Origin of the sequence: Bacillus cereus group sp. RP37 (genome assembly GCF_040459695.1) — a bacterium.
Taxonomy (GTDB): Bacteria; Bacillota; Bacilli; order Bacillales; family Bacillaceae_G; genus Bacillus_A.
On sequence record NZ_JARVHP010000001.1, the window covers coordinates 841,142 to 855,318 of the forward strand.

Here is a 14,177-nt window from a genome sequence, read left to right on the forward strand (position 1 = left end):
GAAGCACTTCACATGCATAAAGTGCATCAAGGAAAATTAGAAACTGTATCAAAAGTAAAAGTAGAAAATGCAAAAGATTTAAGTCTTGCATATTCTCCAGGGGTTGCAGAACCTTGTAAAGAAATTTATGACGATAAAAGTAAGGTATATGAATATACGATGAAGGGAAATATGGTAGCAGTTGTGACAGATGGAACGGCTGTACTTGGTCTTGGTAACATTGGACCTGAAGCATCTCTTCCAGTAATGGAAGGTAAAGCTGTATTATTCAAGAGCTTTGCTGGTGTAGATGCATTCCCAATTGCCTTAAATACAAACGATGTAGATAAAATTGTTGAAACTGTAAAATTAATGGAGCCAACTTTTGGCGGCGTTAACTTAGAAGATATCGCAGCACCAAACTGCTTCATTATTGAAGAACGTTTGAAAAAAGAAACAAATATTCCTATCTTCCATGATGATCAACACGGAACAGCTATCGTAACAGTAGCAGGTCTTGTAAACGCGCTAAAATTAGTTGGAAAGAAAATGTCTGACATTAAAGTTGTCGCAAATGGCGCAGGTGCAGCAGGTATTGCAATTATTAAACTTTTATATCGCTATGGCGTACGCGACATTATTATGTGTGACCGTAAAGGCGCGATCTATGAGGGTCGTCCTACAGGTATGAATCCGGTGAAGGATGAAGTTGCAAAATATACAAATAAGAATCGTATCGAAGGTTCTTTAGCTGATGTTGTACAAGGTGCGGACGTATTCATTGGTGTATCTGCAGAAGGTGCATTAACAGAAGAGATGGTTCGTACAATGAATGACGATGCAATTATTTTTGCAATGGCGAATCCAGTTCCAGAAATTATGCCAGAATTGGCAAAAGCAGCGGGCGCAGCTGTTGTTGGAACAGGTCGTTCTGACTTTGCGAACCAAGTAAATAATGTACTAGCGTTCCCTGGTATTTTCCGCGGTGCACTTGACGTACATGCGACACAAATTAACGAAGAAATGAAGATGGCAGCTGTACAGGCTATTGCTGAGCTTGTAGCAGAAGATGAGTTAAATGCAGACTATATCATTCCAGCACCGTTTGACGCGCGTGTGGCGCCTCAAGTGGCAGCTTACGTTGCGAAGGCAGCAATGGAAACAGGAGTAGCTCGCCGTCAAGTAGATCCAAATGAGGTTGCTGAGAAAACAAAACAATTAGCGCTGATTGGTAAAGAATAAGCGAGGAATTTCCATTGACATCATCAAATACAAAAGTATATCTCGAAATTGTAAAAAAAATCCGTTCCATTATGGAAGAGGATGGATTGGTAGCAGGGGATCGTTTACCGTCTGAGCGTGAGTTAAGTTCACGTTTAAACGTAGGACGTTCTTCTGTAAGAGAAGCGTTGCGTGCTTTAGAACTGGTAGGATTGATTGAAACGAGACGTGGTGAAGGGACGTTTATTCGAAACTTTTATGATAACGGTCTTGTACAATTGATTGCTCCGTTTTTGCTGCAAGATGAGAAAACAATTCGTGATTTATTACAAACAAAACGATTGCTTGAGAAAGATATGATTCGAATTGTATGTAATTTACCGAAAGAAACGTTTTCTAAAGTGCTAAGTAAATTACATCAAGTGCTTGAAGAAAATGAAAACTCAATTCCGACGCTTCATCAAACGTTCTTTAAAACACTTATTGAACAAGTCGATAATTATTTACTATATCGCATTTGGATGATCGTAAATGATTACGTATCAACTCTTTCTTGTAAAGTTTCAGGAGATTCTATTGATATGTATAGAAAGCTTTATGCTACCTTGGAAGAAAAACAAGAAAATGATGCACTAAAAATTTACGATGAATTAGTAGAGAATATACAGTTTCACTCGTAATGTATAAAATTTGTCGAAATGACCATGACACGTTATGACAAACATTCTATCGCGTAGCGGTTAAAGTTAAACGTAAAGAGTGAGGTTATTAGACAGATTGAGAAGATAAGGCTAACATCAAACTTTGGTGTTAGCCCAATTTTCTTCTTGCGCTAACCTTAGCTCTCAACGAAGGGGGTCAAATTGTGCTAAGAGATTTATTCGTGAAAAAGAAAAAGTACGCTGCAATACCTTCAGAACAAGTACGAAAAGATGTACCAGATGGCGTTATGACAAAATGTCCGAAATGTAAAAAAATCATGTATACGAAAGAGCTTCTAAAAAATTTAAAAGTATGTGTGAATTGTGGATATCATCATTCTATGAATGCATGGGAACGTCTTGATAGTATATTGGACGAAGGGTCATTCCGTGAGTATGACAAAGAAATGGTTTCATTAAATCCACTCGAGTTTCCAGCATATGAAGAGAAACTAGAGAGCGATCGTAAGAAGACTGAATTGAACGAAGCGGTTGTAACTGGTGAAGGAACAATTGATGACATGCTTGTTGTTGTTGCAGTAATGGATTCTCGTTTTCGAATGGGCAGCATGGGCTCCGTTGTAGGAGAGAAAATTGCCCGTGCAGTTGAAAAAGCATACGACTTACAAGTTCCATTTATTATCTTTACTGCGTCGGGTGGTGCCCGTATGCAAGAAGGGATATTAAGTTTAATGCAAATGGCAAAAACAAGCGTAGCTTTGAAAAAGCATAGTAATGCAGGAGGGTTATTTATTTCTGTTATGACTCACCCAACGACGGGCGGGGTTTCAGCGAGTTTCGCTTCACTTGGTGATTACAATCTTGCAGAGCCAGGTGCACTTATCGGATTTGCTGGTAGACGTGTAATTGAACAAACAGTGCGTGAGAAGCTACCGGAAGATTTCCAAACGGCAGAATTTTTACTAGAGCACGGTCAATTAGATGCGGTGGTGCATCGTGATGATATGAGAGAATCGCTCCGTAAGATTTTAGAAGTTCATCAAGGAGGGGAAATGGCTGTATGGCAGAGCTAGAATTTGAAAAACCAGTTGTTGAGCTAAGAAATAAGATTCGTGAACTGAAAGACTATACGAAAAACAGCCAGATGGACTTCAGTGAGGAGATTCGTATTTTGGAAGACAAGCTAGAAAAATTAGAGGAAGATATATACGGCAATATGAAAGTATGGGACCGTGTTCAAATTGCTCGTCATGCAGAACGACCGACAACGCTCGATTATATTGAGCACTTATTTACTAATTTTTTTGAATGTCATGGAGATCGCCTATTTGGCGACGATGCAGCGATTGTCGGCGGCATTGCGAAATATAAAGGGATGCCTGTAACTGTAATTGGGCACCAACGCGGAAAAGATACGAAAGAAAATATTCGTCGTAATTTTGGGATGCCTCATCCAGAAGGATATCGAAAAGCACTGCGTCTAATGAAACAAGCGGAAAAGTTTAATCGTCCTATTATTTGTTTCATCGATACGAAGGGAGCTTATCCTGGTAAAGCAGCTGAAGAACGTGGACAAAGTGAGGCAATTGCCCGTAATTTATTTGAAATGGCGGGTTTAACTGTACCTGTTATTTGTATTGTTATCGGTGAAGGTGGTAGTGGTGGTGCGTTAGGTCTTGGAGTAGGAGATTACATTCATATGCTGGAAAATTCTACGTATTCTGTTATTACACCAGAGGGTGCGGCGGCAATTCTTTGGAAAGACGCTGGTAAAGCAAAAGAAGCTGCAGAAGCGATGAAAATTACAGCATCAGATTTGAAAGAATTAGGTGTAATTGACGAAATTATTCCAGAGGCAAAAGGCGGAGCGCATCGTAATGTTTTAAAACAATCAGAAAATATAGATTTAATGCTTAAGAAAACTTTTGAACAATTAAGCGGAATTTCGAAAGATGAATTAATCGAAAAACGTTATGAAAAATATATGAAAATTGGGCAAGTTTCGTTTTCAAACGCTTCCATTGGGATAAAATAAGAAAAGCGTGCGTTCCTCTTCGCGAATGCACGTTTTTATTATGAAAAGACACATCTTCTCCATTGTGTTTTTATATTTTTTCGTGTTATTTTATTATAAGGCAAATAATCTTTATGAGGTGAGTACAAATGAAACGTATTGGTGTATTAACAAGTGGTGGAGATTCACCTGGTATGAATGCTGCCATTCGTGCAGTTGTTCGTAAAGCGATTTTCCATGATATTGAAGTATATGGTATTTACCATGGATACGCTGGTTTAATTTCTGGTCATATTGAAAAATTAGAACTTGGTTCTGTTGGCGATATTATCCACCGTGGTGGTACAAAATTATATACAGCAAGATGTCCTGAGTTTAAAGATCCAGAAGTACGACTAAAGGGTATCGAGCAATTAAAGAAACACGGTATTGAAGGACTTGTTGTTATTGGTGGAGATGGCTCTTACCAAGGTGCTAAAAAATTAACTGAACAAGGATTCCCATGTGTTGGTGTACCAGGTACAATCGACAATGATATTCCTGGAACAGACTTCACAATTGGTTTCGATACAGCTTTAAATACTGTTATTGATGCAATTGATAAAATTCGTGACACAGCTACATCTCATGAACGTACATATGTTATCGAAGTAATGGGGCGTCATGCTGGAGATATCGCATTATGGGCTGGTTTAGCTGATGGTGCTGAAACAATCTTAATTCCAGAAGAAGAGTATGACATGGAAGATGTTATTGCTCGTCTGAAGCGCGGTAGTGAACGTGGTAAAAAACACAGTATTATCATTGTGGCTGAAGGTGTTGGAAGTGCAATTGACATCGGTAAGCACATTGAAGAAGCAACAAACTTTGATACTCGTGTAACTGTATTAGGTCACGTACAACGTGGTGGATCACCAAGTGCGCAAGACCGCGTATTAGCGAGTCGTCTTGGCGCAAGAGCAGTTGAATTATTAATTGCTGGTAAAGGTGGACGTTGTGTAGGTATTCAAGATAATAAACTTGTTGATCATGATATTATCGAAGCGTTAGCTCAAAAGCATACAATCGATAAAGATATGTATCAATTATCTAAAGAATTATCCATCTAATCGGCTTAATGTCGGATATTTGGGAACGGTTTCATAATTTTCGGAGGTGCAATATGCGTAAAACTAAAATTGTATGTACTATAGGTCCTGCTAGTGAAAGTATTGAGAAATTAGAACAATTAATCGAAGCGGGTATGAACGTTGCTCGTTTAAACTTCTCTCATGGTAGCCATGAAGAGCACGGCGCTCGTATTAAAAACATTCGTGAAGCTTCAAAGAAAACTGGTAAAACAGTTGGTATCTTACTTGATACAAAAGGTCCAGAAATTCGTACTCACGACTTCGTAGACGGACAAGCTGAGCTTGTTACAGGTGCAGAAGTAGTTCTTTCTACTGAGCAAGTATTAGGTACTGCAGAGAAGTTCTCTGTATCTTATGCTGGTCTTTATGACGATGTAGACCCAGGTTCTCGTATTCTAATCGATGACGGTCTTATCGAACTAGAAGTAATCGAAAAAGCTGACGGAAACATCCGTACAAAAGTTCTTAACAGCGGAACTGTAAAAAATAAAAAAGGTGTTAACGTACCAAACGTAAGCATTAAGCTTCCTGGTATCACTGAAAAAGACGTAAAAGATATCATCTTCGGTATCGAGCAAAAAGTTGATTTCATCGCAGCTTCATTCGTACGTAAAGCATCTGACGTATTAGAAATCCGTGAATTATTAGAAGGGCATAACGCTCAATACATCCAAATCGTACCAAAAATCGAAAACCAAGAGGGTATCGACAACATCGATTCAATCTTAGAAGTTTCTGACGGTTTAATGGTAGCTCGTGGTGATATGGGTGTAGAAATTCCACCAGAAGAAGTACCATTAGTACAAAAACGTCTAATCAAAAAATGTAACGTGTTAGGTAAACCAGTTATTACTGCGACACAAATGTTAGATTCTATGCAACGTAACCCACGTCCAACTCGTGCGGAAGCAAGTGACGTAGCGAACGCAATCTTCGATGGTACAGATGCAATCATGCTTTCAGGTGAAACAGCTGCTGGTCAATACCCAGTAGAAGCAGTAACAATGATGGCTAACATTGCAGTACGTGTTGAAAAATCATTACAATATGAAGATATGTTCAAAAAACGTATTAAAGAGTTCACGCCAACAATCACAGATGCAATTAGCCAATCTGTTGCGCATACAGCACTTGCTCTTGATGTAGCTGCAATCGTAGCTCCAACAGAAAGTGGACATACTGCGAAAATGATCTCTAAATACCGTCCAAAATCTCCAATCGTAGCTGTAACATCTGACGAGCAAGTAGGACGTCGTCTTGCACTTGTTTGGGGTGTACAAGCATTTATGGCTGGAAAACGTGCAGCGTCTACTGACGAAATGTTAGATACTGCAATTCAAACAGGTATGGATGCAGGTCTAATCGGACTTGGAGACACTGTAGTAATCACTGCTGGTGTACCAGTTGCTGAAACTGGCACAACAAACTTAATGAAAATCCATGTTGTTGGTGAAGAAGTTGCTAAAGGACAAGGAATCGGTCGTAAAGCTGCAAAAGGTAAAGTAGTTGTAGCAAAAACAGCTGCTGAAGCTGTAGCGAACGTAAACGAAGGTGATATCCTTGTTACAACAAGCACTGATAAAGATATGATTCCTGCAATCGAAAAAGCTGCTGCTCTAGTTGTAGAAGAAGGCGGTCTAACAAGCCATGCGGCTGTTGTAGGTGTATCAATCGGTATTCCTGTTATCGTTGGTGTAAACGGCGTAACAGCAACTTTAAAAAATGGCCAAGAAGTAACAGTTGATGCGGCACGCGGAATTGTTTATAATGGACATGCGGAAGTGCTATAAGTAATACGGAGAGAAGGATCGGAGTCCTTCTCTTTTTTTTTACACAAAAACGAGGTAAAACTAGCTTAAAACGCCTGAAATTGCTTCTAAAAGCTGTTTGTTATGAGCTTTAATAGGAAAAGATGTTTAGTTTTTGTATGATGTATATGGGCGCCGTGAGGGCGTTTAAAGTGATGTGTGAGAGGAGTGTGGAACTATGAAGTGGTTACTATTCTTGTTTATTTTAATACCAGCGATTGAGATTACAGTCTTAATTGGATCGAGTCATGTAATAGGTTTATGGTCTACGTTCGCAATGATTATATTTACGGGTATTGTTGGCGTCTATTTGGCGAAAAGGCAAGGATTTAAAGTGCTTGGAGAGATTCAATCTAAGTTAAATAGAGGAGAAATGCCAGGAGGGGCAGTACTGGATGGTATTTTTATCTTTGTAGGAGGTATTCTTTTGGTACTTCCTGGATATGTAACGGATATAATAGGTTTTATTTTTGTTATCCCTATGACGAGGGCTTTGTTGAAGCCGTTTGTTATGAAGTGGATGGAATGGAAGTTTAGAAAGAACTCTACTATTATTGTGCAGAAATAGTGCTTAGATTATAGCGATCTAAGTACTATTTTTTTTGCCTGTAAAAGGATGAGAGGGGGTGGTTAAAGAGCGGTTAATTAAAGTTTTGCTTTACTCTGGCTATTTGAAGGTAAGAAGACGTCTGCCTTGGGATTTGCTGAGTGTGAAGGGGGGGGAATCGGACTACCTATAAAAGTCTGGTTGGTGAAGGGTAATGATCAGTAGTGGACAAATCCCTGCGGATTAAAGTTTTACTTTAATGTATTTGCTGTGTATTTTTCGATTGGATATGTGATTTGAGGAGTTGGTAGCTCTTAATGAGTGTGCTGTAGAAAAATTCTTCTGAGCTCAAGCCTGTTTTTGTATATAAAAAGAATCAATTGGTATGGAATAGCTTAGATAAGAGTAGGAAAATTGTTAGTTTAAGTCTCGTTTTATGTTATTTTGCATATTTATTCATTTACATAAAAAGTAATAAATGTAAGTAATAATTATAAAAATAATAGAATAAATATGTAAAAATACCTCGAAATATGCGTTTTCTATGCAAAAAAATAAGAGAACTATCCTTTTGGGGGGCAATTCTCTTGTTGTATGTAATGAGTGTGAAAAATAAGTACAAGGAATAATCAGTGGGAAATTCCCACTGATTACATGTAAGTTTTTGTTGTATATGAGTTAGAAACTATTATTTTGAAGGTGAGCCTTTAATATATTTCCACAAATCATGGAATACACGAGCTTTGTGCAATGTATTAAGTAGTACTAAGGTGACTGGACCGATGATTAATCCTAAAAAGCCAAAAAGCTTAAAGCCGACAAATAGAGCGATCAGTGTTGCTAATGGATCAAGACCGATATTAGAGGAAAGTACTTTTGGCTCCATAATTTGTCTTTGGACAATCACGACGATGTATAAGATGAGAAGACCGATGGCGAAAGCGGTGTCGCCAGTGAAAAATACGTATATAACCCAAGGAACGAAGACGGCGCCTGTTCCTAAATATGGGAGTAAATCTACAACCCCTGTAATAATCGCGATAGTAATGGCGTAAGGTACGCGTAATATTAACAGCCCGATTAGTACAATAACAGTTGTCATAGATACGAGTGTAAGTTGCGCTTTAACAAAACCAAATAAAGCTTTTCTTAAATCGACAAAAATAGTTTTTCCATAGCCATGAACACGATTGGGCAAAAGATTTCTTACTTTCTGAGCAAGGCGGTGCCAGTCGTAACTAATGAAGAAAGTCGCTAATAAAACGAATACAAGGACAGTTAAAGTTGTTGGTAGTGCACTAATGAAATTTGTTAACCCGCTTATAATAGCTGTTAAAAGTTCTTTCATTTGCGTCGTTGCTTCAGTTCCTAAGTTTTGAATGTTTTGTGTAATCGTATAGCGCTGTGGTTCCCCAAGATGATTAAATTTAGAAATTAAATCATCATAGAGAGGCATAATATGATTAAGTGCAAATTGTTGCGCGAATGTAACGATATCTGGAAACTTTATTGTAACAAGTTGAAGTAAGTATGTTGTGGCAGATATTGCTTCCGTTACAAGATATGTAACAAGTCCAACGATAGCTCCGAATACGAGAATTAAGCTAACGAGTACTGCTAGTGCACGAGGGAATTGTAGTTTTTGGTTAAGGAAATTGACGACAGGATTAATCAAATAAGCAAATGCGAAAGCGATAATAAAAGGGTAGATAAGTCCTGACATATATAGTAATGCATAGAACCCTGCTACCGTCGCTATAATGACGAATATGAGTCGCAATATCATATATAGTAAGTTTCGATTCAAAGATGTATACCTCCCATTCCAATATGGATTATCCTAATTCGTTCAACTTATAACGAGTGTGCTGCACTGATTAAAGTTTCACTTTATCCCGTATTAACGGGAAGTAAATCTCCTACCTGAAGTGCGGCTGGATCAAAGGAGTTAGGTGGAGATAAACCGCCCGTAAATGCCCGATTGGTTCAACTAATAATCAGTGAAAAATGCCCCACTGATTAAAGTTTCACTTTATGTTATAGTGGAATGATGGATTTTTCCTGCTTTTTCAGTACATGAGTGACTGGAAAAGCTTGGTGTTGATGCTTCTACTATATGGTAAAAACTTCATTTTCTCTTCTTTTTATTTTACCTGTTTCTTATTAGAAAAGAAAGGAGAGACAATTGTTTTAAAAAAATGTATACATGCTTAAATTTTTGATGGTAAAAGTCTCAGTTTTTCATTTTAAAATACATAAAAAAATGAAGTGGTTACTGTTGAATATACATCGATATAGCATGTATAACGATAAGTTTAAAGGTATTTTTGTTTGGAAATGAGTTCATTATTTTCAGAAAGGAAGTGCAAACATGATTAGTCAGTCAACGTTATTTTTATTCATACTACTTATTATCGGACTTATTGCGAAAAACCAATCGCTTACTGTAGCTATTGGTGTGTTATTTTTATTGAAGTTTACGTTTCTAGGAGATAAAGTCTTTCCTTATCTACAAACGAAAGGGATTAACCTCGGTGTTACAGTTATTACAATAGCAGTGCTCGTACCGATTGCGACGGGGGAAATAGGTTTTAAACAACTTGGAGAAGCGGCGAAATCGTATTATGCATGGATTGCTTTAGCCTCAGGGGTAGCGGTTGCTTTGTTAGCGAAAGGCGGCGTGCAATTATTGACGACGGATCCTCATATTACAACTGCGCTCGTTTTCGGGACAATTATAGCGGTTGCTTTATTTAATGGAGTTGCTGTCGGTCCATTAATTGGGGCTGGAATTGCCTATGCGATTATGAGTATTATACAGATGTTTAAATAAGGAATTTTATAGTAATATAAAAATTTTGAATTCTTTCTGTTCACAAAAGTCAGATAATTGTTTATAATAGGATTAGAAACTTTGAAAAGTTACATAACAGCAGAGACTTTACACCAGATAAAATAAAAACAACATAAAACAATTTTATAATGATATTGTTTTATGTTGTTTTTATCATAAAACTCTTCGGAATTTATTTTCCTCACTAACTTGTTTTTTTGAGCGTGAGGATTCGGGGAGACATTCACGCTCATGCTTTCCATGTAGACAATGGACAATAAGAGGGGAACATCGCAACAAATTTGCATGATCGTGCATTTTGCTTGCCTAAAGAGTGAACGGGCGTTCATAATTCAAAAGGGGAGCAAATAGATATAAGGAGCAAGGTTGGGAGAATTTTCAGGAAAAGGAGAGAATGTCATGACTGTTATTCGAGGTTTAGAAGGGGTAGTAGCAACAACATCATCTGTGAGCTCTATTATTGATGATACATTAACTTATGTTGGGTATAATATTGATGATTTAGCGGAGAATGCTACATTTGAAGAAGTAGTGTACTTATTATGGCATCGCAAGCTTCCTAACGAACAAGAATTAGCGAAATTTAAAGAAACTGTATCGGAATACTATAAAGTTCCAGGTGAGATTTTAACATATTTGAAACAAGTAGATTTAAAGATCGCACATCCGATGTCTGTTTTACGAACTGCAATTTCCATGCTATCATTATACGATGAGAGCGCTGAAATTATGGATGAAAAGTCCAATTATTTGAAAGCGGTTAAATTACAGGCTCAAGTGGGAACTTTAGTTGCTGCTTATGCAAGAATTCGTAAAGGTTTAGATGTTGTTGAGCCTAGAAACGATTTATCATTAGCTGCAAACTTCTTGTACATGTTAAATGATCGCGAGCCAAATGAAGTTGAAATTGAAGCTTTTGATAAGGCACTTGTCCTTCACGCAGATCATGAGTTAAACGCTTCTACATTTACTGCACGCGTTTGTGTAGCTACACTTTCAGATGTATATTCTGGTATTACAGCAGCAATCGGTGCGTTAAAAGGTCCTCTTCACGGCGGGGCAAATGAAAATGTAATGAAGATGTTAACTGAAATTGGCGAAGAAGAAAATGTAGAATCATATATTCATAATGCTCTTCAAAATAAAGTGAAAATCATGGGCTTTGGCCACCGTGTATATGAGCAGGGTGATCCGCGAGCAAAACATTTACGCGAAATGTCTAAGAGATTATGCGTGCTTTTAGGAGAAGACAAATGGTATAATATGTCTATCAAAATTGAAGACATTGTAACAAAAGAAAAAGGTCTTCCACCAAATGTTGATTTCTATTCAGCTTCTGTATACCATTGTTTAGGAATTGACCATGACTTATTTACACCTATCTTTGCAATTAGCCGTATGTCAGGCTGGTTAGCTCATATTCTAGAACAATATGAAAACAACCGTTTAATCCGTCCGCGTGCTGATTATAATGGACCAACACATCAAGTGTACGTTCCAATTGCACAACGATAAGCGAAAAACACTATTTCGATAGTGAAAATACGCTTTCAAAAGTCTGATTTTTTTGGGAAGATGTAATGATTAGAATATTTTAATTTGACTAACGGTTTGAACTGAGGGGTTATTCCCTCAGTTTCATACATATGAAATTTCAAACATGGGGGTTATCACATTGACGACAGGTGAAAAAATTACTGTAACTAATGGTGTTATGAATGTACCAAACAATCCGATTATTCCATTTATCGAAGGAGATGGAATTGGTCCTGATATTTGGGCAGCTGCATCTCGTGTACTAGAAGCAGCAGTTGAAAAAGCTTATGATGGTGAGAAGAAAATCGTTTGGAAAGAAGTGCTTGCAGGGGAAAAAGCATTCAACCAAACAGGCGAGTGGTTACCAGAAGAAACTTTAAATTTAATCCGTGAATATTTAATCGCGATTAAAGGTCCACTTACAACTCCAGTTGGCGGTGGTATTCGTTCTCTAAACGTAGCACTTCGTCAAGAATTAGATTTATATGTATGTCTACGTCCAGTTCGTTATTTTGAAGGCGTTCCTTCACCTGTAAAACGTCCGGAAGATACTGATATGGTTATTTTCCGTGAGAATACAGAAGACATTTATGCTGGAATTGAATACGCACAAGGATCTCCAGAAGCAGAAAAAGTTCTTGCTTTCTTAAAAGAAGCAATGGGTGTTAATAAAATCCGCTTCCCAGAAACATCTGGTATTGGTATTAAACCAATCTCAGAAGAAGGGACAAAGCGTCTTGTTCGTGCTGCAATTCAATATGCAATTAACGAAAAACGCTCTTCTGTTACATTAGTTCATAAAGGAAACATTATGAAATTTACAGAAGGTGCTTTCAAAAACTGGGGTTACGAAGTAGCGGAACAAGAATTCGGCGACAAAGTATTCACTTGGGCTGAATATGACCGCATCGTTGAGAAAGATGGCAAAGATGTAGCGAATAAAGCGATGGCAGACGCTGAAGTGGCTGGAAAAATCATCGTAAAAGATTCTATTGCAGACATCTTCTTACAACAAATTTTAACTCGTCCACGTGAGTTCGATGTTGTTGCAACAATGAACTTAAATGGAGACTATATCTCTGATGCACTTGCTGCACAAGTAGGTGGAATTGGTATTGCACCTGGTGCAAACATTAACTATGTAACTGGACATGCTATCTTTGAAGCTACACATGGTACAGCTCCAAAATATGCAGGTTTAGATAAAGTAAACCCATCTTCAGTTCTTCTTTCTGGTGTATTATTATTAGAGCACTTAGGATGGAACGAAGCTGCGAAATTAGTAACTGCTTCAGTTGAGAAAACAATTGCTTCAAAAGTAGTAACTTATGATTTCGCACGCTTAATGGAAGGTGCAACAGAAGTGAAATGTTCTGAGTTCGCTAATGAACTTATTAAAAACATGGATGTAGCGATAATCAAAAACGCATAATTAAAGCGGGGGGTAAATTATGACAATCAAACGCAAGAAAGTTTCAGTCATCGGTGCAGGATTTACAGGAGCAACAACAGCATTCTTATTAGCGCAAAAAGAACTTGCAGATGTTGTATTAGTGGACATTCCACAACTGGAAAATCCAACAAAAGGGAAAGCGTTAGATATGTTAGAAGCGAGCCCAGTACAAGGTTTTGATGCTAACATTATTGGAACATCTGATTACGCAGATACTGCTGATTCTGACGTTGTCGTTATTACAGCAGGTATTGCACGTAAGCCTGGTATGAGCCGTGATGACTTAGTAGCAACAAACTCTAAAATTATGAAAAGTATTACGCGCGACATTGCAAAACATTCACCAAATGCGATTATTGTTGTATTAACAAATCCAGTTGATGCAATGACATATTCTGTATTTAAAGAAGCTGGATTCCCGAAAGAGCGTGTTATCGGTCAATCGGGCGTGTTAGATACAGCTCGTTTCCGTACATTCATCGCGCAAGAATTAAATCTTTCTGTGAAAGACATTACAGGATTTGTTCTTGGTGGACACGGTGACGATATGGTACCTCTTGTACGTTATTCTTATGCAGGTGGCATTCCGTTAGAAACGTTAATTCCGAAAGAGCGTTTAGAAGCAATCGTAGAACGTACCCGTAAAGGTGGCGGCGAGATTGTAGGCTTACTAGGAAACGGTAGTGCATATTACGCACCAGCTGCTTCTTTAGTTGAAATGACAGAAGCAATCTTAAAAGATCAACGCCGTGTATTACCGGCTATTGCGTACCTTGAAGGTGAATACGGTTATAGCGACCTTTACTTAGGGGTACCAGTAATTCTAGGTGGTAACGGAATTGAAAAAATTATTGAATTAGAACTTCTTGCAGATGAAAAAGAAGCGTTAGATCGTTCTGTAGAATCTGTACGTAATGTTATGAAGGTTCTTGTTTAATAATTAAATATAATTGGAAAAAGATTCGGGGCCCCG

General features: G+C 37.9%; 12 protein-coding genes. 11 read left to right on the forward strand and 1 reads right to left on the reverse strand.

The annotated features are described in order from the left end of the window. The first annotated feature begins 12 nt into the window (after positions 1 to 12). The 7 genes from ystJ (at position 13) to QCI44_RS04520 (ending at position 7,382) form a co-directional block, all read left to right on the forward strand. On the forward strand, positions 13 to 1,221 hold the full coding sequence (ystJ, locus tag QCI44_RS04490; RefSeq protein ID WP_011199012.1) for an NADP-dependent malic enzyme: 1,209 nt from the start codon (positions 13 to 15) through the stop codon (positions 1,219 to 1,221). A 14-nt stretch (positions 1,222 to 1,235) separates the two neighbouring features. Further along, a complete protein-coding gene (locus QCI44_RS04495) occupies positions 1,236 to 1,880 on the forward strand; it encodes a FadR/GntR family transcriptional regulator (RefSeq protein WP_016085994.1) in 645 nt (214 codons plus the stop codon). A 185-nt stretch (positions 1,881 to 2,065) separates the two neighbouring features. Continuing rightward, positions 2,066 to 2,935, forward strand: coding sequence for an acetyl-CoA carboxylase, carboxyltransferase subunit beta (gene accD, locus QCI44_RS04500; protein ID WP_016085995.1), 870 nt, complete (start codon positions 2,066 to 2,068; stop codon positions 2,933 to 2,935). Continuing rightward, positions 2,923 to 3,897 (forward strand): acetyl-CoA carboxylase carboxyl transferase subunit alpha, encoded by a 975-nt coding sequence (gene accA, locus QCI44_RS04505; RefSeq protein ID WP_016085996.1) that lies wholly within the window; start codon positions 2,923 to 2,925, stop codon positions 3,895 to 3,897. Before accD ends, accA begins: the two co-directional genes overlap by 13 nt. 128 nt (positions 3,898 to 4,025) lie before the next feature. Then, complete coding sequence (gene pfkA / locus QCI44_RS04510) at positions 4,026 to 4,985, forward strand: 6-phosphofructokinase (RefSeq protein ID WP_000821161.1); 960 nt, start codon at positions 4,026 to 4,028, stop codon at positions 4,983 to 4,985. 53 nt (positions 4,986 to 5,038) lie between these two features. Continuing rightward, positions 5,039 to 6,796, forward strand: coding sequence for a pyruvate kinase (pyk, locus tag QCI44_RS04515; protein WP_016085997.1), 1,758 nt, complete (start codon positions 5,039 to 5,041; stop codon positions 6,794 to 6,796). A 196-nt stretch (positions 6,797 to 6,992) separates the two neighbouring features. Further along, on the forward strand, positions 6,993 to 7,382 hold the full coding sequence (locus QCI44_RS04520; protein ID WP_016085998.1) for an FxsA family protein: 390 nt from the start codon (positions 6,993 to 6,995) through the stop codon (positions 7,380 to 7,382). Positions 7,383 to 8,049: 667 nt separating this feature from the next. Here the strand turns inward: QCI44_RS04520 and ytvI are convergent. Next, a complete protein-coding gene (gene ytvI, locus QCI44_RS04525) occupies positions 8,050 to 9,168 on the reverse strand; it encodes a sporulation integral membrane protein YtvI (protein WP_016135434.1) in 1,119 nt (372 codons plus the stop codon). A gap of 564 nt (positions 9,169 to 9,732) precedes the next feature. On the opposite strand from ytvI, the gene QCI44_RS04530 reads away from it, so the two are divergent. The 4 genes from QCI44_RS04530 (at position 9,733) to mdh (ending at position 14,141) form a co-directional block, all read left to right on the forward strand. Then, positions 9,733 to 10,194 carry a DUF441 domain-containing protein gene (locus QCI44_RS04530; RefSeq protein ID WP_016086000.1) on the forward strand — a complete coding sequence of 154 codons (462 nt, stop codon included), beginning with the start codon at positions 9,733 to 9,735 and terminating at the stop codon, positions 10,192 to 10,194. Between the two features lie 387 nt (positions 10,195 to 10,581). Then, positions 10,582 to 11,730 (forward strand): citrate synthase, encoded by a 1,149-nt coding sequence (gene citZ / locus QCI44_RS04535; RefSeq protein WP_016086001.1) that lies wholly within the window; start codon positions 10,582 to 10,584, stop codon positions 11,728 to 11,730. 160 nt (positions 11,731 to 11,890) lie between these two features. Further along, positions 11,891 to 13,183 carry an NADP-dependent isocitrate dehydrogenase gene (gene icd, locus QCI44_RS04540; RefSeq protein ID WP_016086002.1) on the forward strand — a complete coding sequence of 431 codons (1,293 nt, stop codon included), beginning with the start codon at positions 11,891 to 11,893 and terminating at the stop codon, positions 13,181 to 13,183. Positions 13,184 to 13,202: 19 nt separating this feature from the next. Continuing rightward, complete coding sequence (gene mdh, locus QCI44_RS04545) at positions 13,203 to 14,141, forward strand: malate dehydrogenase (RefSeq protein WP_000153232.1); 939 nt, start codon at positions 13,203 to 13,205, stop codon at positions 14,139 to 14,141. Positions 14,142 to 14,177 lie beyond the last annotated feature (36 nt).

Coding starts and splice junctions, on each gene's coding strand:
- accA (WP_016085996.1), top strand. CDS start 2,923: ATGGCAGAGCTAGAATTTGAAAAACCAGTTGTTGAGCTAAGAAATAAG.
- ystJ (WP_011199012.1), top strand. CDS start 13: ATGCATAAAGTGCATCAAGGAAAATTAGAAACTGTATCAAAAGTAAAA.
- QCI44_RS04520 (WP_016085998.1), top strand. CDS start 6,993: ATGAAGTGGTTACTATTCTTGTTTATTTTAATACCAGCGATTGAGATT.
- mdh (WP_000153232.1), top strand. CDS start 13,203: ATGACAATCAAACGCAAGAAAGTTTCAGTCATCGGTGCAGGATTTACA.
- pyk (WP_016085997.1), top strand. CDS start 5,039: ATGCGTAAAACTAAAATTGTATGTACTATAGGTCCTGCTAGTGAAAGT.
- QCI44_RS04530 (WP_016086000.1), top strand. CDS start 9,733: ATGATTAGTCAGTCAACGTTATTTTTATTCATACTACTTATTATCGGA.
- pfkA (WP_000821161.1), top strand. CDS start 4,026: ATGAAACGTATTGGTGTATTAACAAGTGGTGGAGATTCACCTGGTATG.